The sequence below is a fragment of the Bradyrhizobium sp. SZCCHNRI1009 genome (assembly GCF_032487575.1).
GTDB lineage: Bacteria > Pseudomonadota > Alphaproteobacteria > Rhizobiales > Xanthobacteraceae > Bradyrhizobium.
This window is the reverse complement of the sequence record NZ_JAUEUL010000019.1, coordinates 1-24,180: the sequence shown is the minus strand read 5'-3', so window position 1 is coordinate 24,180 and position 24,180 is coordinate 1. Positions and strand designations below refer to the sequence as shown.

General features: G+C 66.0%; 25 protein-coding genes. 15 read left to right on the top strand and 10 right to left on the bottom strand.

Features of this window, described 5'->3' with window-relative positions; genetic code table 11:
• Positions 1 to 102: 102 nt before the first annotated feature.
• The 7 genes from QX010_RS25555 to QX010_RS25525 form a co-directional block, all read right to left on the bottom strand.
• Entirely contained in the window at positions 103 to 1,602 is a 1,500-nt protein-coding gene (locus tag QX010_RS25555) for a tripartite tricarboxylate transporter permease (protein ID WP_316182649.1), read from the bottom strand.
• Positions 1,602 to 2,096, bottom strand: coding sequence for a tripartite tricarboxylate transporter TctB family protein (locus tag QX010_RS25550; protein ID WP_315805045.1), 495 nt, complete (start codon positions 2,094 to 2,096; stop codon positions 1,602 to 1,604). The genes QX010_RS25555 and QX010_RS25550 overlap by 1 nt, the downstream gene beginning before the upstream one ends.
• Entirely contained in the window at positions 2,093 to 3,061 is a 969-nt protein-coding gene (locus QX010_RS25545; protein WP_316182647.1) for a Bug family tripartite tricarboxylate transporter substrate binding protein, read from the bottom strand. Before QX010_RS25545 ends, QX010_RS25550 begins: the two co-directional genes overlap by 4 nt.
• Before the next feature lie 244 nt (positions 3,062 to 3,305).
• On the bottom strand, positions 3,306 to 3,668 hold the full coding sequence (locus QX010_RS25540) for a hypothetical protein (protein ID WP_316182646.1): 363 nt from the start codon (positions 3,666 to 3,668) through the stop codon (positions 3,306 to 3,308).
• A gap of 80 nt (positions 3,669 to 3,748) precedes the next feature.
• Positions 3,749 to 4,027: a DUF3551 domain-containing protein gene (locus QX010_RS25535; RefSeq protein WP_315805047.1), complete on the bottom strand. Its 279-nt coding sequence runs from the start codon at positions 4,025 to 4,027 to the stop codon at positions 3,749 to 3,751.
• 100 nt (positions 4,028 to 4,127) lie between these two features.
• On the bottom strand, positions 4,128 to 4,823 hold the full coding sequence (locus QX010_RS25530) for an RlmE family RNA methyltransferase (protein WP_316182643.1): 696 nt from the start codon (positions 4,821 to 4,823) through the stop codon (positions 4,128 to 4,130).
• 146 nt (positions 4,824 to 4,969) lie between these two features.
• Positions 4,970 to 6,043, bottom strand: a complete 1,074-nt coding sequence (locus QX010_RS25525; protein ID WP_316182641.1) for a Ppx/GppA phosphatase family protein — start codon at positions 6,041 to 6,043, stop codon at positions 4,970 to 4,972.
• 200 nt (positions 6,044 to 6,243) lie between these two features.
• On the opposite strand from QX010_RS25525, the gene QX010_RS25520 reads away from it, so the two are divergent.
• The 12 genes from QX010_RS25520 (at position 6,244) to QX010_RS25465 (ending at position 16,072) form a co-directional block, all read left to right on the top strand.
• Positions 6,244 to 8,619, top strand: coding sequence for a xanthine dehydrogenase family protein molybdopterin-binding subunit (locus QX010_RS25520; protein ID WP_316182639.1), 2,376 nt, complete (start codon positions 6,244 to 6,246; stop codon positions 8,617 to 8,619).
• A 423-nt stretch (positions 8,620 to 9,042) separates the two neighbouring features.
• Positions 9,043 to 9,333 (top strand): RebB family R body protein, encoded by a 291-nt coding sequence (locus tag QX010_RS25515; protein ID WP_315805051.1) that lies wholly within the window; start codon positions 9,043 to 9,045, stop codon positions 9,331 to 9,333.
• 61 nt (positions 9,334 to 9,394) lie between these two features.
• Entirely contained in the window at positions 9,395 to 9,664 is a 270-nt protein-coding gene (locus QX010_RS25510) for a RebB family R body protein (protein WP_315805052.1), read from the top strand.
• Between the two features lie 72 nt (positions 9,665 to 9,736).
• Positions 9,737 to 10,006, top strand: coding sequence for a RebB family R body protein (locus QX010_RS25505; RefSeq protein WP_172108194.1), 270 nt, complete (start codon positions 9,737 to 9,739; stop codon positions 10,004 to 10,006).
• 74 nt (positions 10,007 to 10,080) lie between these two features.
• On the top strand, positions 10,081 to 10,353 hold the full coding sequence (locus QX010_RS25500) for a RebB family R body protein (protein ID WP_172108192.1): 273 nt from the start codon (positions 10,081 to 10,083) through the stop codon (positions 10,351 to 10,353).
• Between the two features lie 68 nt (positions 10,354 to 10,421).
• Positions 10,422 to 10,643 carry a RebB family R body protein gene (locus QX010_RS25495; RefSeq protein ID WP_316182636.1) on the top strand — a complete coding sequence of 74 codons (222 nt, stop codon included), beginning with the start codon at positions 10,422 to 10,424 and terminating at the stop codon, positions 10,641 to 10,643.
• A gap of 1 nt (position 10,644) precedes the next feature.
• On the top strand, positions 10,645 to 11,277 hold the full coding sequence (locus tag QX010_RS25490) for a RebB family R body protein (protein WP_315805054.1): 633 nt from the start codon (positions 10,645 to 10,647) through the stop codon (positions 11,275 to 11,277).
• 98 nt (positions 11,278 to 11,375) lie between these two features.
• The gene (locus tag QX010_RS25485) at positions 11,376 to 11,720 is read left to right on the top strand and encodes a hypothetical protein (protein ID WP_315805055.1); all 345 of its coding nucleotides are present in this window, start codon (positions 11,376 to 11,378) and stop codon (positions 11,718 to 11,720) included.
• A gap of 6 nt (positions 11,721 to 11,726) precedes the next feature.
• The gene (locus QX010_RS25480) at positions 11,727 to 12,782 is read left to right on the top strand and encodes a hypothetical protein (RefSeq protein WP_316182634.1); all 1,056 of its coding nucleotides are present in this window, start codon (positions 11,727 to 11,729) and stop codon (positions 12,780 to 12,782) included.
• Positions 12,783 to 12,808: 26 nt separating this feature from the next.
• Positions 12,809 to 13,492, top strand: a complete 684-nt coding sequence (locus tag QX010_RS25475; RefSeq protein WP_316182633.1) for a hypothetical protein — start codon at positions 12,809 to 12,811, stop codon at positions 13,490 to 13,492.
• Between the two features lie 122 nt (positions 13,493 to 13,614).
• Positions 13,615 to 14,337: a hypothetical protein gene (locus QX010_RS25470; RefSeq protein ID WP_315805058.1), complete on the top strand. Its 723-nt coding sequence runs from the start codon at positions 13,615 to 13,617 to the stop codon at positions 14,335 to 14,337.
• Between the two features lie 178 nt (positions 14,338 to 14,515).
• Positions 14,516 to 16,072: a hypothetical protein gene (locus QX010_RS25465; protein ID WP_316182631.1), complete on the top strand. Its 1,557-nt coding sequence runs from the start codon at positions 14,516 to 14,518 to the stop codon at positions 16,070 to 16,072.
• A 102-nt stretch (positions 16,073 to 16,174) separates the two neighbouring features.
• Here QX010_RS25465 and QX010_RS25460 read toward each other — a convergent pair whose 3' ends face one another.
• Together QX010_RS25460 and QX010_RS25455 are read right to left on the bottom strand one after the other, a co-directional pair.
• Positions 16,175 to 17,830: a helix-turn-helix domain-containing protein gene (locus QX010_RS25460; RefSeq protein ID WP_316182629.1), complete on the bottom strand. Its 1,656-nt coding sequence runs from the start codon at positions 17,828 to 17,830 to the stop codon at positions 16,175 to 16,177.
• Positions 17,831 to 18,134: 304 nt separating this feature from the next.
• Complete coding sequence (locus QX010_RS25455) at positions 18,135 to 18,932, bottom strand: hypothetical protein (protein WP_316182627.1); 798 nt, start codon at positions 18,930 to 18,932, stop codon at positions 18,135 to 18,137.
• Positions 18,933 to 19,057: 125 nt separating this feature from the next.
• Here QX010_RS25455 and QX010_RS25450 point away from each other — a divergent pair, with 125 nt between their 5' ends.
• From QX010_RS25450 to QX010_RS25440, 3 genes are all read left to right on the top strand, one after another.
• Positions 19,058 to 19,552, top strand: a complete 495-nt coding sequence (locus QX010_RS25450) for a YaiI/YqxD family protein (RefSeq protein WP_316182626.1) — start codon at positions 19,058 to 19,060, stop codon at positions 19,550 to 19,552.
• A 4-nt stretch (positions 19,553 to 19,556) separates the two neighbouring features.
• Complete coding sequence (locus tag QX010_RS25445; RefSeq protein WP_316182624.1) at positions 19,557 to 21,368, top strand: ABC-F family ATP-binding cassette domain-containing protein; 1,812 nt, start codon at positions 19,557 to 19,559, stop codon at positions 21,366 to 21,368.
• 151 nt (positions 21,369 to 21,519) lie between these two features.
• A complete protein-coding gene (locus QX010_RS25440) occupies positions 21,520 to 22,599 on the top strand; it encodes an alanine racemase (RefSeq protein ID WP_316182622.1) in 1,080 nt (359 codons plus the stop codon).
• A gap of 238 nt (positions 22,600 to 22,837) precedes the next feature.
• Here QX010_RS25440 and QX010_RS25435 read toward each other — a convergent pair whose 3' ends face one another.
• Positions 22,838 to 24,064, bottom strand: coding sequence for a TIGR03862 family flavoprotein (locus QX010_RS25435; RefSeq protein ID WP_316182621.1), 1,227 nt, complete (start codon positions 24,062 to 24,064; stop codon positions 22,838 to 22,840).
• Positions 24,065 to 24,180: the final 116 nt, after the last annotated feature.

The following is a 24,180-nucleotide window of genomic DNA, read 5'->3' as shown; positions in this document are numbered from 1 at the left end:
GGATCGCGGGCACATCGTTTCACGCCGCGCCCGATCTCCGCGCCCCCCTCCGGTCACGTTATGTTGCACTGCGATGGCGCGGTTTCCGCTTGCGGGCCGCACTCAATCCTCATTCGCCTTGAAGCGCCCGAGTCCCTTCAAGACGAACGGCGCGATCAGCGCAATCAGCGCGACGACCAGAAGAGTTGCAGAGATCGGCGACTGCAGCAGGGTCATGGGATCGCCGAGGCTGATCGCGAGCGCCCGCCGCAACTGGCTCTCGGCGATCGGCCCGAGGATGAGCCCGACCACGACCGGCGCAATCGGGAAATCGAACCGGCGCATCAGGAATCCGAGCACGCCGAAGCCGGCCAGCATCGACAGTTCCACGACCGACGGCTTTGCCGCGATCGTGCCCATGGTCGCGAACACGAGGACGCCAGCATAGAGCCAGGGTGTCGGGATCGCGAGCAGCTTCACCCACAGCCCGACCAGCGGCAGGTTGAGCACGAGCAGCATCGTGTTGGCGATGAACAGGCTCGCGATCAGGCCCCAGACCAGATCGGGCCGCTCGGCAAACAGCAGCGGTCCCGGATTGAGGCCATATTGCTGGAAGCCGGCGAGCATCATCGCGGCGGTCGCCGAGGTGGGCAGGCCGAGGGTCAGCAGCGGCACCAAGGTGCCCGCGGCAGAGGCGTTGTTGGCGGCCTCAGGGCCGGCGACGCCTTCGATCGCGCCCTTGCCGAACTGGTCAGGATATTTGGTCAGCCGCCGCTCGGCCGAATAGGACAGGAAGGTTGGAATCTCGGCGCCGCCCGCCGGCAGCGCGCCGATCGGAAAGCCGAACAGCGTGCCGCGCAGCCACGGCTTCCACGACCGCTTCCAGTCCTCGCGCGTCATCCACAGCGAGCCCTTGATGGCCTCGATCTTCTCCTCGCTATGGTGACGGCGCGAGGCGACGTAGAGCGCCTCGCCGACTGCGAACAGGCCGACCGCCAACGTCGTCACCTCGACACCGTCGAGCAGTTCCGGCACGCCGAAGGCGAGCCGCGCCTGCCCCGTCAGCTTGTCGATGCCGATGAGACCGAGCGTCAGCCCGATGAACAGGCTGGTGAGGCCGCGGATCGGTGAATCGCCGAAGGTCGCGGACACCGTGACGAAGGCGACGCACATCAGCGCGAAGTAGTCCTCCGGCCCGAAGCGCACGGCGATGTCGACGAGGTAAGGCGACAGGAAGGCGAGACCGATGGTGGCGATGGTGCCGGCGACGAAGGAGCCGATCGCCGAGGTCGCCAGCGCCGGGCCGCCGCGGCCGGACTTGGCCATCTTGTTGCCTTCGAGCGCGGTCGCCATCGAGGCGCTCTCGCCGGGCGTGTTGATCAGGATCGCGGTGGTCGATCCGCCATACATGCCGCCATAATAGATGCCGGCGAACATGATCAGCGAACCGCCGGGATCGAGCTTGTAGGTGACCGGCAGCAGCAGGGCGACCGTGAGCGCCGGCCCGATGCCCGGCAGCACCCCGACGGCGGTGCCGAGGAACACGCCGACCAGCGCATAGAGCAGGTTCATGGGCTGGACGGCGATCGCCATCCCATGCGCGAGCGCGGCAAAGGTGTCCATCAGAGCAGTCTTTCGAGCGGACCGGCGGGAAGGCTCAGGGTGAGGAGACGGTCGAAGGCGAGATAGATCACGGTCGTCAGCACGGCGCCGATGACGAGATCGGTGACGAAGGCGCGCCGGCCGAACGCGGCCGACGTCGTCACGAACAGCGTCGTCGTCGCCAGGATGAAGCCGCCACCGAAGCCGATGATCGCGATCAAGAGCGCAAGGCCGGCGAGGATCAGCAGCACCGCGACCGGATCGGAGCTCTCGCGCGGCGGCAGCTTGCCTCTCACGGCATCGATCAGATTGGCCAGTGCAAGAATGCCGAGCCCGATCGCGATCACGACCGGCATGACCTGCGGGCCCATGCCGTACATCGTGGTCGCCGGGATCTGATTGGCGTCGTAGACCAGCACGAGCGCAACGGCCGCGAGCAGCGCCGCAATGACGATGCCGGCCTTGTCGACGCCTCCCGAGGCGGGTGTCTCGGCGCCGGCGCGCTCCGTCGTCATGACTTGACGAGGCCGACCGACTTCAACACGTCGGTGACACGGACGTTCTCCTTTTTCAGGAAGTCGGCGAACGCATCCCCCGGAAGATAGGCGTCGTCCCAGCCCTTCTGCTTCAGGATCTCCTTCCAGGCATCCGACTTCACCATCTTCTCGACGGCGTCGCTGAGCACCTTCTTCTGCTCCGGCGTGATGCCGGGCGGCGCGACCACCGAGCGCCAATTCGCGAGCACGAGGTCGATGCCCTGCTCCTTGAAGGTCGGGATGTCGACCCCGGGAATGCGCTTCTCCGAGGACACGCCGATCGCGCGCAGCTTGCCGCTCTTGATCTGCCCGTCATACTCCGACAGGCCGGAAATGCCCGCCGTGACCTTGCCGCCGAGGATCGCCGCCAGCGACTCGCCGCCGCCCGAGAACGGGATGTAGTTGACCTTCTTGGCGTCGGCGCCGACGGCGCCGGCGAACAGCGCCGCCATCACGTGATCGACGCCGCCGGCCGAGCCGCCGGCGAAGGTGACCTTGGCGATATCGGCCTTCAGCGCCGCGGCGAGGTCCTGCGCCGTATTGATCGGCGAGTTGGCCGGCACGACGATGACCTGGATCTCCTCGGTCAGCCGCGCGATCGGCGTCACCTGCTCCAGCGTCACCGGCGACTTGTTCATGGCGAGCGCGCCGACCATCACGAAGCCGTTCACCATCAGCTGGTTGCCGTCGCCCTTGGCGCCGGTGACGAACTGCGCGATGCCGACGGTGCCGCCGGCGCCGGCGACGTTGGTCACCTGGACGCTGCGCGCCACGCCCGACGCCACGAAGGCCTGCTGCATGGCCCGCGCGGTCTGGTCCCAGCCGCCGCCGGGCGCGGCCGGCGCCATCACCTTCAGCTCCAATTGCTGGGCAGAGACCGGTGCACCGGCCAGGAACGTCAACGCAACAGCTGCGCCGAACAGGCGCGCACAGAATGACTTCAAGGACCCCTCCACGGCCGCCCCGGCGGCTCACGTTTCTCTATCCGCGTCTCAACCCCGATCATGCGGCACCAAGACGCGCACGGCTGCACGATCGACTGCGCACGGACCGGTCAGATCAGCTCTTGGATTCTCGAGACACAGCAAAAGCTTACAGGCCCAAAGGGGGCATTCAAGGCGCTACCCTGCGACAGGATGGCGCACCCCCTTTACGCGAGGCACTTTGCCGCTCAGTGGCCTGGAGGGCTCAGCCGCAAGTCCAGACCATTCCCACCGGCGTCCGCGTCCAGCACGGGCCGAAGCTGCCGCCATTGTAATGGCCGCGATAGAAGCCGGGCTGGCCGAAATAATGCCACTCGCCGTTGTAGAGCATGTATTTCGGGGTGCCGTCGATGTACCAGTGGCGGCGGCTGCCGCGCGGCGGGCCGTTGCGCATCGCTTCCTTGTCCGCGTACAGCGGGAGGCTGTTGTTCGGCGGCTGCTTATAGCCCGGCAGGAAGCCATAGCCCTGCCAGCGATGAGCCTTGCGCTTGTGCGACGGAGCGGCCGTCGCAAGCGCGGGCACCAGCAGCAGAAGCATCACAAGCGAAACGATGAAACGATGCGGCATGGCGGCAGCCCGATGAAGAGGAGGTCGCGAATCTTCAGTCCGATTGCGGCACGGCAACGGCCGCAGCGTCATGAAATGTTTCAGCGATGCCGCCGGTGCTTGCCGCGCGGCGGCGGTGCCGGCGGCGCGTAGAATGGATTGAGGTCGCACATCGCCGCGCGGCCGGACGCCGTGGCGCGGCATTGCGGCAGCGACGTGTAGCTGCAGTCGATCCACTCGCCACCGCCAAACCGGCCGCCTTCGTAGACCTTCATGCACACGGGATAGCGCGGATCGTAGGCCTGGGCATGAGCCGGCGCCGATATGGCCGAGCCCACCATCAAAGCGACCGCGACAGCGCTGCAGGTCAGGACACGCATTCGGGGACCTCCGGAAGGGGTCTCGTCGGCCCAAGCCGATTCCCGAGACCGTGTTGCATCTGCTCTGTATCGCCGGCGCGGGCCGCTCGCAATGACGCCATTACAACAGGTCGGCCTGCTCTCCGCCGCGGAAACCCATCGCCAGCACGTAGCGCTCCGACGAATCCTGCCGGCTCGCGGCCGGCTTGACGTGGCGGACGCTGGCGTAATCGCGCTTGAGCTGCGCCATCAAGTCGGCATCGGCGCCGCTCTGGAACGTCTTGGCGAGAAAGCTGCCGCCCGGCTTGAGCACCTCGCTGGCGAAATGCGCGGCAAGTTCGACGAGACCGACGATGCGCAGCTGGTCGGTCTTGCGATGGCCGGTGGTGTTGGCCGCCATGTCCGACATCACCACGTCGGCACGCCCGCCGAGCATGGCGCGGAGCTTTTCCGGCGCATCCTGGGCATGGAAGTCGAGCTGGGTGAAGGTGACGCCGGGGATCTCGCCCATCTCCAGCAGATCGATCGCGATCACCTTGCCCTTCCCGGCTTCGGCCCCGACCCGACGCGCCGCGATCTGGCTCCAGCCGCCGGGCGCAGCGCCGAGATCGACCACCGTCATGCCGGGCTTCAGCAAATGATACTTGTCGTCGATCTCGAGCAGCTTGTAGGCCGCGCGCGAGCGGTAGCCGTCGCGCTTGGCCTTCATGACATAGGGATCGTTGAGCTGGCGCTCCAGCCAGAGTTTCGAGGACAGCTTGCGCTTGCCCCCGGTCTTGACCTGCACATGCATGCGGCCAGTGGTGTCTTTTGCCATCTTGATCTCTGAGGTCATTCCGGGACCGCCCGTCAGGGCGGGACCCGGAATCCAGAAGTTGCGGAGCGAGATTCCGGGTTCGCGCCAAACGAAAGCAGCTTCGCTGCTTTCGTCCGACCGCACCGGAATGACGTCGTCAATTCTTGCTACGCCGTCCTGAGCGCGCCGTCCTCGCGCATCATCTCGACCAGCATGCCCTCGCGCAGGCCGCGATCGGCGACGCGCAGCCGCGGCAGCGGAAACGCCAGGCGAATCGCGTCGAGAATGGCGCAGCCCGCCAGCACGAGGTCGGCGCGGTCGATGCTGATGCAGTTGTTCTCGGCGCGCTCCTGGTAGCTCATCGCCAGCAGCTTGGCGATCGTCGTCGTGATGTCGGCATCGTTGATCCAGATGCCGTCGACCCGGCGCCGATCGTAGCGCGCGAGGTTCAGATGAATGCCGCCGAGCGTCGTCACGGTGCCGGAGGTGCCGAGCAGATGCATGCCGGAGAGGTCGCCGCCATTCTCGGCCGCGAACGGCCCGACATGCTCGGCCACGGCCTCGACCATGGCGGCATAGATCTCCGGCGTCACGTCGCGACCGCCGAAGCGTTCGGCCAAGGTCACGACGCCGAGCGGGATCGACATCCAGGCCTTGATGCGCGGCTCGGCGTTGCGGTCGGCCGGATCGCGCTCGATCCTGACCAGCTCGCTGGAGCCGCCGCCGATATCGAACAGGATGGCCCCGCGCCCGCCCGGATCGAGCAGCGGCGCGCAGCCCTTGACGGCCAGCGTCGCCTCGGTCTCACGGTCGATCACCTCGAGCTCGATGCCGGTCTCGGCCACCACCCGGCTGCGGAACCCGTCGGCATTGGCGGCGGCGCGGCAGGCCTCGGTCGCGATCAGGCGCAGGCGGCTGGCCTTCTTGGATTGGATCTTGTCCCGGCAGATGCTGAGGGCGGCGATGGCCCGATCCATCGCCGCATCGCTGATACAGCCGGTGGTCGAGATGCCCTCGCCCAGCCGGACGATGCGCGAGAACGAGTCGACCACGCGGAAGCTGTCGCCCGAAGGACAGGCGATCAGGAGCCGGCAATTGTTGGTTCCGAGGTCCAGGGCCGCGTAGACGCTGCTGCCATTGCTGGCGCAGGAAGGCGTCGCGACGTCCAGACCCGGACGCAAGCCGGGCTCCAGGTTCCCGCGCGGCGTGGGACTCTCCCGCAGCCGCGTGTCATTGATCATTCAAATGTCTTTCCGCTGGCCGGACCGGCCCAGATGGAAGTTCTCTTTCGCTAGACATTATCAGTGGATAGCGCCGGCGCAACAGCCCCTCCGTCAGGCGTGATGCACCATTCCTAATCAACCGTTGTCCGGTCGCGGGCGCTGCACTATCTGGGAACAGCCCGCATTTGCGACCAATCCAGCCCGTTGGGTCCTCATCCATGCAAGATCACACCTCCCCGGCCTCCCTCGAAAACGCGATCGCGCTGCAGAAATTCGGCGTCGGGCAGCCGGTCCGGCGCAAGGAGGACGACACGCTGGTGCGCGGCCACGGCAAATATACCGACGATTTCAACCTGCCCGGCCAGGCCCATGCCTGGATCGTGCGCTCCAGCCATGCCCACGGCATCATCAAGGGCATTGATACCGCGGCCGCAAAGGCGATGCCCGGCGTGCTCGGGGTGTGGACCGGCGCCGACCTCGCGGCGGCCGCCTATGGCCCGTTCACCTGCGGCCTGCCGCTGAAGGGCCGGGACGGCTCACCGCTGCTGCAGACCAATCGCCCGGCGCTGGCGACCGACAAGGTGCGCTTCGTCGGCGACCCCGTCGCCTTCGTCGTGGCGGAAACCGCCGCGCAGGCCCGCGATGCGGCCGAGGCGGTCGAGCTCGATATCGAGCCCCTGCCCGCGGTCACCAATGCCGAGGAAGCCGCCAGGCCCGGCGCGCCGCTTCTCTACGACCACATCCCGAACAACGTCGCCCTCGACTACCACTATGGCGACACCGCCAAGATCGAGGAGGCCTTCGCCAAGGCGGCGCACGTCACCAAGCTCGACATCGTCAACACCCGCGTCGCCGTGGTGTCGATGGAGCCGCGCGTTGCGCTGGCGGCCTTCGACGGCAAGACCGAGCGCTTCACCTTGCAAGTGCCGACCCAGGGCGTCTCCGGCAACAAGGCAACGCTCGCCAAGATCCTCAACGTCGCGCCGGACAAGGTCCGCATCCTCACCACCAATGTCGGCGGCTCCTTCGGGATGAAGAACGTCTCCTATCCCGAATATGTCTGCATCCTGCATGCGGCCAAGGCGCTGGGCCGTCCGGTGAAGTGGCGCGACGAGCGTACCACCGCCTTCCTGTCCGACAGCCAGGGCCGCGACCAGATCATCCATGGCGAGCTGGCGCTCGACGCCGACGGCAAGTTCCTCGCTGTCAGGCTGTCCGGCTACGGCAATCTCGGCGCCTACATCATGGGCGTGGCGCCGCTGCCGCTGTCGCTCAACACCGGCAAGAACCTCGCCAGCGTCTACAAGACGCCGCTGCTCGGCGTCGACATCAAGACGGTGCTGACCAACGTCACCCTGATGGGCGCCTATCGCGGCGCCGGCCGGCCCGAGGCGAACTACTTCATGGAGCGGCTGATCGATACCGCCGCGCGCGAGATGGGCATCGACCGCCTCACCATCCGCAAGCGCAACTTCATCAAGCCGAGCCAGATGCCGTTCCCGGCGGCGTCCGGAGTCACCTATGATTCCGGCGACTTCGCCGCGGTGTTCGAGAAGGCGCTGGAGGTCTCGGACTACGCCGGCTTTGCCAGGCGCAAGCGCGAGAGCCGCAAGAACGGCAAGCTGCGCGGCATCGCGGTCGGCTCGTATCTCGAGGTGACCGCGCCGCCGTCGGGCGAGCTCGGCAAGATCACCTTCGACGCCGATGGCGGCGTGACGCTGACCACCGGCACGCTCGATTACGGCCAGGGTCACGCGACCCCGTTCTCGCAGGTGCTGTCGGCGCAGCTCGGCGTGCCCTTCGAGAAGATCCGGCTGGAGCAGAGCGATTCCGACCTCGTTCGCTTCGGCAACGGCACCGGCGGCTCGCGCTCGATCACCGCGACCGGCCAGGCGATCGTCGAGTCCTCGCAGCTCGTCATCGCCAAGGGCAAGCAGGCGGCGGCGCATCTGCTCGAGGCCTCGGAAGCCGATATCGAGTTCGCGGGCGGCCAGTTCACCATCGCCGGCACCGACCGCAGCATCGACATCATGGAGCTGGCGCGGCGCATGCGCGAGGGCAAGATGCCCGAGGGCGTGCCGGCCTCGCTCGACGTCGACCACAATTCGACCGCGACCGAGTCGACGTTTCCGAACGGCTGCCATGTCTGCGAGGTCGAGATCGAGCCCGACACCGGCGTCGCGCAGATCGTCGCCTACACCGCGATCAACGACTTCGGCACGGTGATCAACCCGATGATCGTCGCCGGCCAGCTCCATGGCGGCGTCGCGCAGGGCATCGGCCAGGCGCTGATGGAGCACCTGCGCTACGACGAGAGCGGCCAGCCGATCACGGGATCGCTGATGGACTACGCGCTGCCGCGCGCCTCCGACGTGCCGATGATGACGGTCGACAACCATCCGGTGCCGGCGAAGTCCAACCCGTTGGGCACCAAGGGCTGCGGCGAAGCCGGCTGCGCCGGCTCGATGGCATCCGTGATCAACGCGGTGATCGACGCACTGTCCGACTACGGCGTGAAGCATCTCGATATGCCGCTGACCACCGAGAAGCTCTGGCGCGCAATCCAGGACGGCAAGGCGAGGACCGCGGCGTAGAACCGTCGTCTTCGGCGCATCGCCGTCGCTTTTGCCTGATCAAGCCCGGCCCGAACGGCCGGGCTTTCGTTTGCGCAGATGGCAGAGGATCCGTTCGCACGGCGACGTTGCCGCGCGCCGGTCTCACGCTCCCTCCATACGCGATCGCCCTGCCCGCAGCGGGGGATGCCAGTCGCGATCACCGCAGCAGGCGTGCGGAAAAATCGCTGAATTGCGGCAGAACCGATGAAGTCATCCGGTTATTTTCGCCGGGATTCGTCCCTGAGTTCCATCCCTTTCGACTATCGCGAGCGTCCCGATCTTCCTTAGGTTGCTGCAACGCCGGTTGGCATCTTCAACACACGCCGGACGCCGGTGCCACGCCAAACGACGCACGACTGCGTCACGCGGTGGATGTCGGCTCAAACGAGGGAGAATGACGAGATGGCTTTCCCGACGTCGGTCAACGACCAGATCACCGATTCCGTCACCCAGGCGAATACCAAGGTGCTCGGAGATGCGCCCGCGATTGCGATGGGCAACCTCTATCAGGCCACGGCGCAGGCGCTCGCCAATGCGGCTCACAACGCGACCAATGCGCAGCAGCAGAGCTACGTGACCACGCAGGCCGCCACCACCATGGGCGTCGCCACGCTCTACTCGCTCGACACCGCCACCACCGGCGTCGCGACGGCCGACATCCTCAACACCGGCGTCAAGGGCCTGACGAGCTGACGCGCACGTCCCGTTCGACCACCCACCTGCTGAAATGACCTCCACCTGAAAGGATCGAGCCATGGCATTTCCGACCTCAGTCAACAATCAGATCACCGATTCCGTCACCCAGGCGAACACCAAGGTGCTCGGCGACGCGCCGGCGATCGCGATGGGCAACCTGTTCCAGGCAACCGCGCAGGCGCTCGCGAACGCTGCGCACAATGCCACCAATTCGCAGCAGCAGAGCTATGTGACCGCGCAGGCGGCAACGACCATGGGCGTCGCCACGCTCTACTCGCTCGACACCGCCTCCACCGGCGTCGCCACCAAGGACATCCTGTCGTCCTGACCAGGCCCGAGCGCGGGATCGGGACACTCCCCGATCTTGGCCCTCGCCTCATGATCCCAGGGAGCTGGTGAGATGGCATTTCCCACGGCAGTCAACAGTCAGATCACGGACTCCGTGACCCAGAGCAACGTCCAGGTCCTCGGTACGGCACCTGCGATCGCAATGGGCAACCTGTATCAGGCGACGGCGCAGGCGCTGGCGAATGCAGCGCACAACGCCACCCTGGCGCAGCAACAGATGTACGTCACTGCGCAGGCAGCGACGACGGCAGGCGTCGCGCTGCTCTACTCACTCGACACGGCGTCGACCGGACTGGCGACGTCGACCATCCTGAAGAGCTAGGCACCATCCGCGCGTGATGCCCGGCTGATCGAGAGACGACCCCACGCCAACAGCACTCGCAAAGGAGAGACATCATGGCATTCCCCACCGCCGTCAACAGTCAGATCACGGACTCCATCAGCCAGGTGAACACCAAGGTGCTCGGCGACGCGCCGGCCGTCGCGATGGGCAACCTGTTCATCGCCACCAGCCAGGCGCTGTCCAACGCGGCCCACAACGCGACCAACAACCAGCAGCAGTCCTACGTGACGATGCAGGCCTCGACCACGCAGGGCATCTCCACCCTGCTGACCCTCGATACCGGCACGACCGGCATCGCCACCGAAAAGGTGCTCGGCCTGGTGTAGCGGTCCGTCCACCGACGGTGCCACCCGGCTAGCCGCAGGCTTGCGTCCGGCCAAGGGAGCCGTTCGTCGTGCCAGCCGCCTCCGCATCGTTGACGGCCGTGGTCGACGGCAGCGTCGTCAATGTCGGGCTCGCCCCATCGGTCGCCATGGGCATGACCTATGTGGCGATGGCCGACAGCCTCGGGCTCGCCATGGCGAACGCCGCGGCCAATCAGCAACGTGGCCAGGTCCTGGCCGGCGCGGCGCTCGCGCAGGTCCTGGCGATGATCATTGCGCAAGGGAGTTCGTGACATGAGCGATCCGGGTACGGTCAACGGCCAGATCATCGACTCGACGACCGGCGTGGTCACGCTTCTGACCGGTCAGTCTCCGTCGCAGGCCTTCGGACTGCTCGACGCCGTGATGGTCGAGACGCTCGGCATGGCCATGCACAATGCGATCGGGCGGCAGCAGGGCGCGAGCGTGATCGGCTCGGCGGCAGTGACCGCGGCGTGTGCCAAGATGCTGTCGGTGCCGCTTCCCATTGCACCGCCGCCCGCGCCGAAGCCCCCGCCGCCCGCCGTCGATCCGCTCCCCGGACCGCCGCCCAATCCGTCGCCGAGCGCAGCCGTCGCCGCCGCCTTTGCCGAAGCGGAAAGCGCGGTGACCGCGCTGAAACTGCAGGCCAGCTCGGCCTCCAGCCTGGCGCAGACCGCGCAGGCAGATCTCAACCAGATCGTCACCGACGCCGGCGGCACGACGCCCTCGACGCCGCCACCCCCGAGCAGCTCGATCGCGACCGCCTATGCGGATGCGGCGAGCGCGATCGACACGCTGAAGGCCCAGGCCGCGACCGCGAATGGCCTGGCGCAGACCGCGGAGAGCGACCTCAACAAGCTGATCACCGAGGCCGGCGGCACCCCGCCCGCTCCTCCGAAGACCTGACCAGATCCTGAGCCGAAGACCCGACGACGAGACCGCCATGATCCGGGGCGCCGCAACCAGCACCGGCCGCAGCCTTCGGATCGGTTGAGGATACGCAGATGCCCAGCAATGTCGACGCCCAGATCATCGACGTGATCAACCAGGTCCAGAAGGCGACCATGGCGCCGCAGGTCGTACTCACCAGCGGCGCCGGCAAGGCCTATCAGTCGGTGGCGCAATCGGCGGCCATCGCCATCCAGGACGCGGCCGATGCGCTGCGCAACGTCTCGACCATCGCGACCACGGCCTCCGGCGTCGCCATGGCGCAGTTGCTGGCGACCGGCGAGCCGAAATACGCCGAAGCGCTGGTGACGGCGCAGAGCATGATGAAATCGGCGACCGACGACTTTGCCCAGATCGGCGCGGCCGCTTCCACGATCCTCAAGAACTTCCCGTCGGGGTGATGTGTCATGTCGGTGACGGTCGCAAACAGGCTGATCCAAGGCCGTGGCGGCCTCTCCGAGATCGGCGCGGTGGTTCTGGCGTTCATCGACGGCGGCGTGCAATGGCTCGAATGGGCGGTGCGGGCGCCGACGGCGAGCTACAGCTTCCCCGACGAAACCAGCATGATGGCCGAAATCCAGGACGGGCTGCACGGCTCGCCGCTGGCGCTGCTGCCCGGTCTGGGCCTGCAGGTCAGCCCGGTCAAGCTCCTGACCTTCAATCTCGGTGACCTGCGCGCGATCGCCAAGGCGGAGACCGGCGCGCAGGACGCCGCGACGGCGAGCCAGACCGAGAGCATCCTCAACGCCCACGGCATCCATGCGCAGTCGGATCTCGCAGCGGTCCCGGCCCTGCTCTCGCAGTTTGGCGTGGCCACGTCGCCGCTGTTCCAGTGTCTTGGCCTCAACGAGACGATCGCGCTGAGGGAGCTGATCGCGCTGCCGCAGCCGCAGGACGGCGAGCCCGACATCCGCAACGACGCGGCCGCCTTCGCCGTGCAGCAGGCCCGCACGCCCGAGGAGTTCTGCGACTACTACCGCATCTACATGGCGCTGACGGCCAAGCTGAAGACCGCCGCCAGCTCTGCCGAGCAACGCCTGTCCCAGGCCAATGGCGCGGTTCAGACGCTGCTGCCGATGATGTTCGGCGCGCTCGACTGTCCGCAGGTGCGGGGCCTAGTGCCCCCGCACGAGGTCGCCGCGGCCGTCAACAACTGGCTGCGGCAGGGACGGCGGCTCGGTTTCGCCCGGCTGTCGGAGGGCGTCTGCCGCATCATCGAGAGCACGACATTCACGCAGGAGACCGGCGCGGCGGCCCAGCAGGTCGTCACGCTGTATCTCGCCAACGCGCAGTCGTTCCTCTCGGCCAATCATCCGAAGACCGGCCGGATCAGCCAGGACGGACGCTCCTGCATCCTGCCGACGCAATCCGGCAATCTCTACGCCGAGCTCTACCTCGGCGCCGACGGCGACATCACCTTGCGCCAATTCAGGCGGATCGCGCCGCCCGCCGAAAAGAGTTGAGTCCGACACCCCATGAGGCAGGCATCATGAGCGAGCAGCCCCCGTCCCAGACCTCTCCGCCGGAGAACGAGCCCGACATCCTGCTCGACAATCCCTATGCCAGCCCGATGTTGCCTGAAGCATTCATCGAGCAGATCGAGGAGCAGTCGGCGGCTCAGTCGGCGCGCGATACCGAAGTCGAAGCCGAGCTGATCGAGAGCGCCACCGACGAGGTCGTGTCGATCGAGGAGCATCTGGGCGAGATGGACGAGGCGGTGATCGAGGTGGACGAGCAGGTCGCCAGTCCCCTCTCCTCGCACTCCATCCACCAGATCGAGCATCGCCTACTGGAGGCCTCCCGCGCGATCGCCGCGGCCCAGCAGGCGTTCAACGAAGCGGTTGGTCGCACGGCGGCCTCGATGGAGCGCAAGATGGCCGCGGCGCAGGCCGCCATGCTGTCACGCCGGGCGCAGGTCGAACCGCTGCAGCCGCCCGCGGACTACGCGCCGCCCACGGTCGAGACGGCCGAGCAGGCCGTCGCGGCCTCGATCGTCGCCACGCGCCAGGCCACCAACTTCACCGATCGTCAGCTCGCGGCGATGGCCGCCACCGGCCGCGCCATCATCGCCGAGGCCCAGCAGGCGGCCGAGCAGAGCGTCATCGCCGCCGAACGCTCGATCAGCGCCGCGCTGGCGGCGAGCCAGCCACAGAAGACGGCGGCTTCCGCCTGACGCCACGCAAACCACCTCGCTGCGGCTGCGGGTGATCCGACCTGCTGTGTCAGCGATACTCCCGAAGCGGTCGTAAGAACACCGCCTCCGGCACCGCCTATCACGCGGAAGGATCCAATCCGATGTGCTGCATCATCTTCGATCTCGCCAGCACCGGTGGCCTGGACACCCTCGCCTCGCCGGGTGCCGGCCTCCCTGGCGCGCTGCCCCAAGGCATGGGAACCCAAGGCGGCCTCTACGTGATCGTCAACGTTCCCACCAACAACAGATACATCGGGAAAGCCGGCAATCTGGCGGACCGCTTCGATGGTCGAATGCTCACCGTGAACGAGTTCGGACTGAGCACCAACAATCTCAGGGGCGTCGGCGCGTTCTGGGGTGTCGCCTACGCCTTCAACACGCCGCAACCTCCCTCGCCGCCACTGCCAGTCTTCAAGGTCGAGGCCGGCATCACCTACAACGCCCAAACGAACGATGGCCGCCTCGCCAACCTCCTCTTGCCCGGCCAATTCGCTCCGGGAACTCCACAATATGCTTTCGCCAGCGCGCTGCAGATGAACACGATGGAAACCTGCAGGGTCGCCGATCCCATCTATTCCCTTAAAGATCCAACGGTCTACATCGATTCAACGACAGTCGACGTCGAACAACTACTCATTCGATTCTTCAAGATGGCGATCGGCAGCGGCGGAACTCTCACAAACAAGCAAAAAAGTCTGAATGCGTTCGTGAATTCAACCGGCAACAGCATGATCGTTGCGGTGTCGTGGGGCGCATGCCAAGCGCTCGGATTCCCGACCAGCGGCTTCACCATCATCACGATCGCCAACGGCGGCGCGCTTTGACGATCGCCGCGGGACTACCGTCCCGCCGCAGCGCGCGGGCCGTGCCGATCGACCCGGAGCGTAACGCCAACGGCAAAACGGTGAACATCAGAACTGATTCCAATTCGATTGCGCCGGGGGATGCGAGGCTCGCAGGCATACGGCGCTCACATCAAACAAAGAGAAGAGGACGATCAGGATGCCAAAAGGCGACGAACCAACGATCTTCGTGACCAAGGACGACAGGCAAGTCGTCATCGCGTCAGGAGGCGAGCAGATCAGCCCCAACAGCTACGGCTTCGAGATCGAATTCTGCAGCCACAACAGCTGGGTGTTCCAATTCACTCACGTTGAAGCAGCCGACATCGAATTGACGGTTGGAGACTCGCCGGAAGCAAAAGCCGTCTGGACGATCGAGACCGATTCGGACAACGTCTTCGAACTCACGACGGGCAAGACGTGGTTTTCGACCGTCGCGGACGCCTACCTTGCCAAAGACCGACTTGCTGAATATCTCGTCGCTTCTGTATCCGGGACATCGACGCAAAAATATGTGACTTTCCTGCAATGGAAGGCGGCGCTCGCAAGCGAGGCCTTCGATACCCTCGTCAAGAATTTCTTTGGCAAAGCGTTGAAGAAAGCCGAGGCGAAGAATCGCAGCTCCACTCAAGTTCTTGTTCAACTGAACGAAAACAACATTGACGATACGACTAATGTCGGCGCGGCCCTATGGACGTTCGCCAAGAACGAGGGAAGCCCCCAAGATCCACAACCGTGGAACGATTACCTCAACAACATCCTCCTTGGGCGCAGCCAGAAAGACCCAAAAGAAGGCTTTTCTTCGCAGGTCAACATGCCCATGACCTTGCAAGGTTATTTTTTATACCAAATGGCGTGGAAACTACCTCGTGAAAATCTGCGCTTCAGCAAGGGCGTGGTACGGCCATCCTGGATCTGGTTGAACGTCATGGCCGAAGTCTATAGCGGATACATGTCATTGCTTACAAAGATCTATAAGGACGTCGGTCAGATTGATCCGGCGAAAGTTCCAGTCGAACTGAACATGACTATTGCAGAACTCAAGAAGTCCGCGTTTGTTTTCCTTGTTACGAACAAGGTGGTATGCGGTGCAATGGGCGCTCTGAGCGAGATGAATCAGCTCAAGCTCCAGGAAATCGCATACGCCGAAAAATCGACGTTGATCTTTCGGGATCCATACCCCTTTGAGGAACAGATCAATTCATATCAAGTGGACCAATTCCCGCGCTGGTGGCGCTGGTTGCCATTTCATAGCTACCTGAAGGATTTGACGGCACTCTGGTTTAAAGCTGCGCTGCTGGATGTGATCAGCAAGGAAGACTTTGATCGCACGTTTTACGGCAAACTCGGCGAAGTTCTCTTGTCGGGAGAAACGGCTGCGATTTGGCTGGACGCACTCGCAAAGTTTCAACGCGAGTACATAGAGAAGGCCGGAAAGAAACCTTACTCACGGCTCGCGACGTACGACGTCAAATCTCTCTGTAAAGCGATCAACATGGTGGAGAAAGCGCTGGGCGCAATGCTCCTGAACGCGAGCAATCCATCCACCGATCTTGCTTTCAATCTGCCGCCGCCAAATGCGCGCCCGTTTCTTGACTATTCCAGAGCACCGAAGTGGGAAGGACGCTACGACACCATGTGGTCTTCGATCAAACTACCGGGGTCCTCGCCGTCGACCGGTGATTGGACGTACCTCGTTGAGCATCGCCGGCATTAGGCGACGGAGAATGCCTTGGGTGGAAACGCGTCTTTTTCATACCAACCCTCGGCGGCGCTTACATGTTTCCAAAGCCTCTGTGAAAGAGGACAACCGCCCCCCTCACTCCGCCGCCATGCGCCGGTACTCGCGCGGGGTGCGGCCGACCTGACGGCGGAAGTATTTCTCGAAATGGCTGAGATCGGCGAAGCCGACCTGTAGCGCCACATCGGTGATCGGCTGCCGCGCATTTGTTGCCAGCAACTCCTTGGCTTTCTCGACCCGAATGCGCGACAGCATTGCCTTGCACGAGGTCTGCAGGCTGTGGCGAAACAGGAAGCTCAGATGCGACTGGCTGACATGGGCCTGGCGTGCCAAGCTGCCGAGCCGGATCGGCTCGGCATAGTGATCGACGAGATACAGAAGTGCCCGGCGCAGATTGGGATGCAGGCGCGACAGCGCCGTGATGTCCTTGTTGAGCACGTGGCGAATCCAATCATCCGCTTCCGCCCCGATTTCCGGCCTCGCGGACGCTTGCTCGCGAACGGCTTCGGCCGGCGGCTTCGCCGCCGGCAACGCCGGTGACGGTGCCGCCGACGTCACCGTCACGCGCTCGGCCCGCGCGTGGAGAGCCGGGAAATAGCGCCTGATGTCCTCGGCACGGATCCTCGCACGTCCGGTCATGACCGCGAGCCGGGCGACCACGCGCTCGACCTCGAACGCGTTCTCCGGCCACGGATAGCTGCGGCACAGATCGAGCATCTCGGCGCTGATCTTGTCTTCGGCGCGATGACCATGTCCCTCGAGCGCAGCGATGACGAGCGGCTCGATGTCGTCGCAGCGCTCGCGCAGCGGCGGCACGCTGACGGGCAGAAAGTCGAGCTCGGCCAGCAATTGGCGCGAGAAGGAGCGCTCGGCCACCATGCGCGGCAGATCGCCGCCGGCCGAGGCGATCACGCGCACGCGCGTCGTGTTCGACACGTCCAGCCATTGTCCCAGGCGAGAATGCATGTGCTGCGGCAATTCGTTCTGCAGACCGGGCGCCAGCATGTCGATGTCGCTGAAGAACAGCGTGCCGCCCTCGGCCTGCCGAAACCAGTCCTGCGGCGCCCCCCGCGGCTGCGCGCAATTGACCTGCACGAACGGCAGATCGCGGCGCGGCCCGCAGCAATGGATCGCGGCGGCCAGATACGGCGTCTCGGTCCCGAACTCGCCCTGCAACAGGCACGGCAGATCGCTGTGCGACGCCTTCTCGACGAAGATCTCGAGATTTCGGACCGCCTCGCTCACACCCACCAACAGCAGCGAGCGGCCCAGGCGCTGCCGTGCCCACTCGCAGACCTCGTGGCGCTTGATCACGAAGGCGAGCTGGCGCGCGCAATCCGCCAGCGCGTCGGACAGGTCCGGCCCGCCCCGCCGCCCCTCCCAGGCCAACGTCAAACGGCCGATCCCGACGTCGGCATAGACCAGCGGCGCCGTCACGGATGGCGTCGGTTCGAGCCGCCATTCCGGCGCACGCCGCGGCTCGCGCTCGGCAGTCGCCGCACCACCGCCGTCTCTTTCGCTGAGCCAGTCCTGCACGGTTTCCGATCCGGATCGGGACAGGACGATGCGGCCGAGATCGGCGACGGCAATCTCCACAGTCGCCGCCCGCGACAGCTCCGCCAGACGCTGTGCATAGCTTGCCAGGAAATCGACGACGTTGAGATACGGCCGGCTCATCCTGGACAGATCGCGCCAGGCCTGATCGCCGCCGTCGAGTCCCCGCTGGTCTTTCATGACCCGGCTCAGCGCACGGACGCGTTGTGTCGATGATCCAACATGGCGGGCACGTTACCGCGGCTCCGACGCCGCTTCCGACCGAAGCGGCCGGCCCGATCTGCCCACCTTGTGCATCGCTTGCCAGAATTCATGGTCCCCCATGACGCAGCCCACGGCCACGCCGCATCTCCCATGTCCGATCATTGGCCCTTCCCCCTCACAACTACGGGCCAACCAAACCATACACAATTTTAGATTGAGTGTGAATGAATTCACAAGCAGGCCATCAAATGGTCTTGATGACTGATGCGATTCGTCGCAGCTATCCGCGCTGTTCGCGTGGCTGATAGATCGCCACGTGATGGCAATGCGCGAGCGGGCGGTCGCCATTGGCGACCACCAGCGCATCGAGCTCGACGAAGCGGTGACCCTTCTTCTCGTAGTTGGCAACCACACGGCCGCGCGCGGTGATCTCGTCGGCTTCTTCGATCGCCGACAGCAGTTGCATGCGGCTGCCGACGTGAATCCAGGGGCCGAGGACGACGTTGTCGACGAGCAGCCGGTTCATCACCCGCTGCAGCATGCCGGGATGGCCGAGCCGCTCGTTGGCATAGATCGGATCGCGCTCGCGAATCTCAGAAAGATAGGCGGTGGCCGCCTGCCCTGGCCACGCGCGCGGCGCCGTGCCGAGCCAGCTGCCGACAGCGAAAGACTCCGCACTGACGAGCGGCCGCACCGCCGCGGCCGGAACATCCCGGTACTCGGCCAGCACGACATCCGGCACCGACGCGGGCAGCGAGGCGGAACCGGTGGCGCAGAGCTGCCCTCGGCTGATCACCTCAAGGGCGAGCCCGTCGGAGGTCTCGTTCGCGACGACCTCCGCGATCTCGCCGTCATAGACCGGCTTGGTGAACCGTGCCTCGATCAGCCCACGCTCCAAGAACGCCCGCCCCCAGCGTGCGACGGGCTGATGCAGCATATAGGCCAGCACCTCGACGCCGGGTACGAGACCGCCGGCGAAGCCGAATCGCCGCGCCACACTGTCGTCGTGCATCTTGTTCTCGGACTGCTTGGCCGTGTTGAACGCCTCGACCGCATACGTCGCGATTCTGCCCGACATCCTTGCCTCCCTTTCACCGTTTTCGGGCGATGGTAGCGGCCGGAAAGGCCCTGGCAAGCGGCGCGTTTGGCTCGCAATTCCCGGCGCGATGGAGTACCAACCGGACCATTCCAACCGATGGCCCGATGACGACCGAAACCGCCCCGATCCGCATCTATGTCGACGCCGACGCCTGCCCGGTGAAGGACGAGATCTACCGCGTTGCGATCCGGCATGGCCTGCCGGTGACCGTCGTCGCCGGTGGCTTCATCCGCGTGCCCGAGGATCCTCTGATCACGCGCGTGGCGGCCGGCAGCGCCATGGATGCCGCGGATGACTGGATCGCCGAGCGCACCGGCGCTGACGACATCGTCATCACGGCGGACATTCCGCTGGCCAGCCGCTGCGTCAAGGCCGGCAGCGCCGTGATCGCGCCGAACGGCAAGCCGTTCACGGCGGAGTCGATCGGCATGACGCTCGCCGTGCGCAACCTCATGACCGATCTGCGGTCATCGGGCGAGGTGACCGGCGGCCCGCGCTCGTTCACGCCGCGCGACCGCTCCACCTTCCTTTCCACCCTCGACACCACGATCCGCCGCCTGCAGCGCCAGCGCGCGGCGCGGACTCAGCAGCAGAGCTAACCTCATGGCGCCGCCTCTCATCCAACTCAAGGACATCCGCCTGACCTTCGGCGGCACGGCCCTGCTGCAGGGTGTCGAGCTGTCGGTCTCGCCAGGCGAGCGCGTCTGCCTGATCGGCCGCAACGGCTCCGGCAAGTCGACGCTGCTCAAGATCGCCGCCGGCCTGGTCGAATGCGACAGCGGCACCCGCTTCGTGCAGCCGGGCGCCACGGTGCGCTATCTGCCGCAGGAGCCGGATTTCTCCGGCCATGCCACCACGCTGTCCTATGTCGAGGCCGGACTCGGGCCGGGCGACGATCACTATCAGGCACGCTATCTCGTCGAGCAGCTCGGACTGACCGGAGAAGAGGATCCCGCGCATGTTTCCGGCGGCGAGGCGCGCCGCGCGGCGCTGGCGCGCGTGCTTGCGCCCAACCCCGACATCCTGCTGCTGGACGAGCCGACCAACCACCTCGACCTCACGACCATCGAGTGGCTGGAAAACGAGCTCGACGGCCGAAGCTCGGCGCTGGTGCTGATCAGTCACGATCGTCGCTTCCTCACCAATCTGTCGCGCGCGACCGCTTGGCTCGACCGCGGCCAGATCAGGCAGATCGATCGCGGCTTTGCGGCATTCGAGGCGTGGCGCGACGAGGTGCTGGCGGAAGAAGAGCGCGAGCAGCACAAGCTCGACCGCAAGATCGTCAACGAGGAGCACTGGCTGCGCTACGGCGTCTCCGGCCGGCGCAAGCGCAACGTCAAGCGGCTCGCCAATCTGCATGCGCTCAGGCAGCAGCGCCGCGACTATCGCGGTACGGCCGGCAGCGCCAATCTCGCCGCGGCGGAAGCCGACAAGTCCGGCAAGCTGGTGATCGAGGCCAAGGGCGCATCGAAGAGCTATGGCGACCGCAGGATCGTCGACAACTTCTCCATCCGCATCCAGCGCGGCGACCGCATCGGCATCGTCGGCCCGAACGGCGCCGGCAAGACCACGCTGGTCAATCTGCTCACCGGCGGCAGCGAGCCCGACAGCGGCAGCATCAGGCTCGGCGTCAATCTGGAGACGGCGACGCTCGACCAGCACCGCGAGAGCCTCGATCCCCGGACGACGCTCGCCGACGCGCTGACGGGCGGCCGCGGCGATCACGTCATGGTGGCCGGCAAGCCGAGGCACGTCGTCGGCTACATGGAGGACTTCCTGTTCTCGCGCGAGCAGATGCGCACGCCGCTCGAAGTGCTATCGGGGGGCGAGCGCGGCCGGCTGATGCTGGCGCGCGCGCTGGCCAAGCCATCGAACCTCTTGGTGCTGGACGAGCCGACCAACGATCTCGACCTCGAGACGCTCGACGTGCTCGAGGACATGCTCGGCGACTACGAAGGCACGGTGATCCTGATCAGCCACGACCGCGACTTCCTGGACCGCGTCGTGACCTCGGTGATCGTGCCCGAGGGCAACGGCAAATGGCAGGAATATGCCGGCGGCTACAGCGACATGCTGGCTCAGCGCGGCGCCGACCTGAAGCGCGAGCACGCCAAGGCGGCTGAGGAGAAGAAGGAGGCCAAGCCGGCTGCGACAGCGCCGGCGAGCGCGCCGAAGCGCAAGCTCTCCTTCAACGAGAAGCACGCGCTGGAGACCCTGCCGAAGACGATCGCGAAGCTGCAGGCCGAGATTGCCAAGCAGCAGGCCGTGCTCGCGGATCCTGCTCTTTACGCCAAGGACCGCAAAAAGTTCGACGCCGCCTCCCTCGCCATCGCCACCGCGCAGGCCGAGCTCACCGCCGCGGAAGACCGCTGGCTGGAGCTGGAAGTGCTGCGCGAGGAAATCGAGGGGGCTTGATGTTTACGTAGGATGGGCAAAGGCGCGCAAGCGCCGTGCCCACCACGAGCTTGCGCAACAGAAGACGGTGGGCACGCTTCGTTTTGCCCACCCGACATTCTCTCCGTCATCGCTTCGCTCCTCGCAATGACGGCAACATGGAGTGAATGACATGACCACCCCGCTCGCCGCCAGGATCGCCCGTGAGTACGGCACGCCCTGCGCCGTCATCGACATGGACAGGGTCGAGCGCAACATCGCGCGCATCCAGGCCCAGTGCGAGGCCGCGGGCGTCGCCAACCGACCGCACATCAAGACGCACAAGAGCCCGGTGCTCGCGAAACTGCAGATCGAGGCCGGCGCGCAAGGAATCACCTGCCAGAAGATCGGCGAGGCCGAGATCATGGCGGATGCCGGCATCGCCGACATCCTGATCAGCTACAATCTGATCGGAGAGGAGAAGATGGCCCGCCTCGCCGCGCTACAGGCCAAGGCCGACATGACCGTCGCCGCCGATAACGCGACCGTCATCGCCGGCCTGCCGCAAGCGGCGAAGCAGTCGGGCCGCACGCTCTCGGTCGTGGTCGAATGCGACACCGGGCGCAAGCGCGCCGGGGTCGAGACGCCGGCGGAGGCGATCCAGCTCGCGCGCCAGATCAAAGCCTCCGAGGGACTGCGCTTCGCCGGCTTCATGCTGTACCCGACCGAGAGCGGCTGGGACGAGGCGCAACGCTTCTACGACGAGGCGCTGGCCGGCGTGCGCGCCGAGGGACTGGACGCTGCCATCGTCTCGACCGGCGGCTCGCCGAACCTGAAGAATCTCGGCAAGCTCAGGGGCGCGACCGAGCATCGGCCGGGCACCTATATCTACAACGACCGCATGCAGGTCGCCGCCGGCGTCGCCACCTGGGACGACTGCGCGCTGCACATCTACTCGACCGTCGTCAGTCGCGCCGCGCCCGAGCGCGGCATTCTCGATGCCGGCTCGAAGACGCTGACGACCGACACTGGCGGGCTCGACGGCCACGGCCTGATCCTGGAACACCCCGAAGCCAAGATCGCGCGCTTCGCCGAGGAGCACGGCTTCCTCGATCTGTCGCGCAGCAACACCCGCCCCCATGTCGGCGACGTCGTCCGCGTCGTCCCCAACCACGTCTGCGTCGTCGTCAACATGATGGACGAGGTGGTGATGGTGCGCGGCGAGGAGATTTTGGGCACGCTGCCGGTCGCGGCGCGGGGGAAGCTGCGATAGGGGGCGCTCTCTCAGCCGTCATTGCGAGGAGCGAAGCGACAAAGCAATCCAGAGCCGCACGTGCCGCCCTGGATTGCTTCCGCCGTCGCCCGTCGGGCTCTGGCGGACAAGTCGCTTCGCTCGCAATGACGGCAAAGACGTCGGGTGGGCAAAGAGGCGACGCGGCAACGCCTCGGCGCATCGTGCCCACCGTTGTCTCTGTTGGTGCTGACGGTGGGCACGCTGCGCTTTGCCCACCCTACGATTTAAGCCACTTCAACACGCCCTTCCCCGCAGCCGCGCCAGTCGCAAACGACGCCTGCAGCAGATAGCCGCCGGTCGGCGCCTCCCAGTTCAGCATCTCTCCCGCGGCGAACACGCCGGGCAGTCGCCGCAGCATGTAGTCGGCGTCGAGCTCATCGCGGGCGATGCCGCCGGCGCTGGAGATGGCGCGCGCGAGCCCGGCGGTGCCGGTCAGCTTGATCGGCAGGGCGTTGATCAGTGCCGCGAGACGGTCGGGCGGTAGCGACGACAACGACAGCCCATGCGTCTTTGCTGCCTCCTGCAGCAGGCCGATCGCGACCGGCGACAACTGCGCCGCCTTGCGGAGCACATTCGAGAACGACTGCTTGCCGCGTGAAGCCGATAGCTTCTTGATCAGATCAGCGGCAGCGAGATCGGGCCGCAGCGCGACGTGCAGGACAGCCTCGCCATGAACAGCGACGGCCTCCCGCAGCTCGGCCGACAGTGCATAGACCGCGCCGCCTTCGATGCCGTCCCGCGTCACGACCGCCTCGCCGCGCACGCTGCGCTCGCCGAACGCCAGCGCGATGCCCTTCAGCGGCTGGCCCTCGAAGCGGTCGCGGAAGATGTCGGACCAGCCGACGGTGAAGCCGCAATTGGCGGGCCGCAGCGGCGCGATCGCGACGCCCTTGGCGGCGAGGATCGGCACCCAGCCGCCGTCGGATCCGAGCCGCGGCCAGGAGGCGCCGCCGAGTGCCAGCACGGTCGCGTCGGCTGCCACGGTGTGCGGACCGTTCGGCGTCTCGAAGGTCAGATGTCCCCGGTCGTCCCAGCCGGTCCAGCGATGCCGTAGCGCGACTCGCACGCCCTGCGCATCGAGCCGGCGCAGCCACGCCCGCAGCAACGGCGAGGCTTTCATTGCGACAGGAAACACGCGGCCCGAGGAGCCGACGAAGGTCGGCTCGCCCAGCGCCTCGCACCAGTCGCGCAGTTGTTGCGGCGAGAAGGCCTGGATGGCCGGCGCAAGCCACGACGCAGCGTCGCGATAGCGCGACAGGAACAGCGGCAGCTCTTCGCTGTGGGTGAGATTGAGGCCCCCTCGCCCCGCCATCAGGAACTTGCGGGCAACCGACGGCATCGCGTCGTAGACGGTGACGGCGACGCCGCCGCCCGCCAGCACCTCGGCGGCCATGAGCCCAGCCGGGCCGGCCCCGATGACCGCAATGTGCTTTAAAGAGGACATGTCGTCAGTTTAGGCCCCCCACCGCACCAAGCCAAAGGTCGTCATGCCCGGGCTTGTCCCACGGCTGTCCGGTTCAGCTTCCGCATATTGCGAGGCTCAACTGTTGTGGGTTTTTG

Excerpts from the sequence above, each read along its gene's own strand:
- QX010_RS25555 (WP_316182649.1), bottom strand. The coding sequence starts at position 1,602 with ATGGACACCTTTGCCGCGCTCGCGCATGGGATGGCGATCGCCGTCCAG.
- QX010_RS25550 (WP_315805045.1), bottom strand. The coding sequence starts at position 2,096 with ATGACGACGGAGCGCGCCGGCGCCGAGACACCCGCCTCGGGAGGCGTC.
- QX010_RS25540 (WP_316182646.1), bottom strand. The coding sequence starts at position 3,668 with ATGCCGCATCGTTTCATCGTTTCGCTTGTGATGCTTCTGCTGCTGGTG.
- QX010_RS25535 (WP_315805047.1), bottom strand. The coding sequence starts at position 4,027 with ATGCGTGTCCTGACCTGCAGCGCTGTCGCGGTCGCTTTGATGGTGGGC.
- QX010_RS25530 (WP_316182643.1), bottom strand. The coding sequence starts at position 4,823 with ATGGCAAAAGACACCACTGGCCGCATGCATGTGCAGGTCAAGACCGGG.
- QX010_RS25525 (WP_316182641.1), bottom strand. The coding sequence starts at position 6,043 with ATGATCAATGACACGCGGCTGCGGGAGAGTCCCACGCCGCGCGGGAAC.
- QX010_RS25520 (WP_316182639.1), top strand. The coding sequence starts at position 6,244 with ATGCAAGATCACACCTCCCCGGCCTCCCTCGAAAACGCGATCGCGCTG.
- QX010_RS25515 (WP_315805051.1), top strand. The coding sequence starts at position 9,043 with ATGGCTTTCCCGACGTCGGTCAACGACCAGATCACCGATTCCGTCACC.
- QX010_RS25510 (WP_315805052.1), top strand. The coding sequence starts at position 9,395 with ATGGCATTTCCGACCTCAGTCAACAATCAGATCACCGATTCCGTCACC.
- QX010_RS25505 (WP_172108194.1), top strand. The coding sequence starts at position 9,737 with ATGGCATTTCCCACGGCAGTCAACAGTCAGATCACGGACTCCGTGACC.
- QX010_RS25500 (WP_172108192.1), top strand. The coding sequence starts at position 10,081 with ATGGCATTCCCCACCGCCGTCAACAGTCAGATCACGGACTCCATCAGC.
- QX010_RS25490 (WP_315805054.1), top strand. The coding sequence starts at position 10,645 with ATGAGCGATCCGGGTACGGTCAACGGCCAGATCATCGACTCGACGACC.
- QX010_RS25485 (WP_315805055.1), top strand. The coding sequence starts at position 11,376 with ATGCCCAGCAATGTCGACGCCCAGATCATCGACGTGATCAACCAGGTC.
- QX010_RS25480 (WP_316182634.1), top strand. The coding sequence starts at position 11,727 with ATGTCGGTGACGGTCGCAAACAGGCTGATCCAAGGCCGTGGCGGCCTC.
- QX010_RS25475 (WP_316182633.1), top strand. The coding sequence starts at position 12,809 with ATGAGCGAGCAGCCCCCGTCCCAGACCTCTCCGCCGGAGAACGAGCCC.
- QX010_RS25470 (WP_315805058.1), top strand. The coding sequence starts at position 13,615 with ATGTGCTGCATCATCTTCGATCTCGCCAGCACCGGTGGCCTGGACACC.
- QX010_RS25465 (WP_316182631.1), top strand. The coding sequence starts at position 14,516 with ATGCCAAAAGGCGACGAACCAACGATCTTCGTGACCAAGGACGACAGG.
- QX010_RS25460 (WP_316182629.1), bottom strand. The coding sequence starts at position 17,830 with ATGAAAGACCAGCGGGGACTCGACGGCGGCGATCAGGCCTGGCGCGAT.
- QX010_RS25455 (WP_316182627.1), bottom strand. The coding sequence starts at position 18,932 with ATGTCGGGCAGAATCGCGACGTATGCGGTCGAGGCGTTCAACACGGCC.
- QX010_RS25450 (WP_316182626.1), top strand. The coding sequence starts at position 19,058 with ATGACGACCGAAACCGCCCCGATCCGCATCTATGTCGACGCCGACGCC.
- QX010_RS25445 (WP_316182624.1), top strand. The coding sequence starts at position 19,557 with ATGGCGCCGCCTCTCATCCAACTCAAGGACATCCGCCTGACCTTCGGC.
- QX010_RS25440 (WP_316182622.1), top strand. The coding sequence starts at position 21,520 with ATGACCACCCCGCTCGCCGCCAGGATCGCCCGTGAGTACGGCACGCCC.
- QX010_RS25435 (WP_316182621.1), bottom strand. The coding sequence starts at position 24,064 with ATGTCCTCTTTAAAGCACATTGCGGTCATCGGGGCCGGCCCGGCTGGG.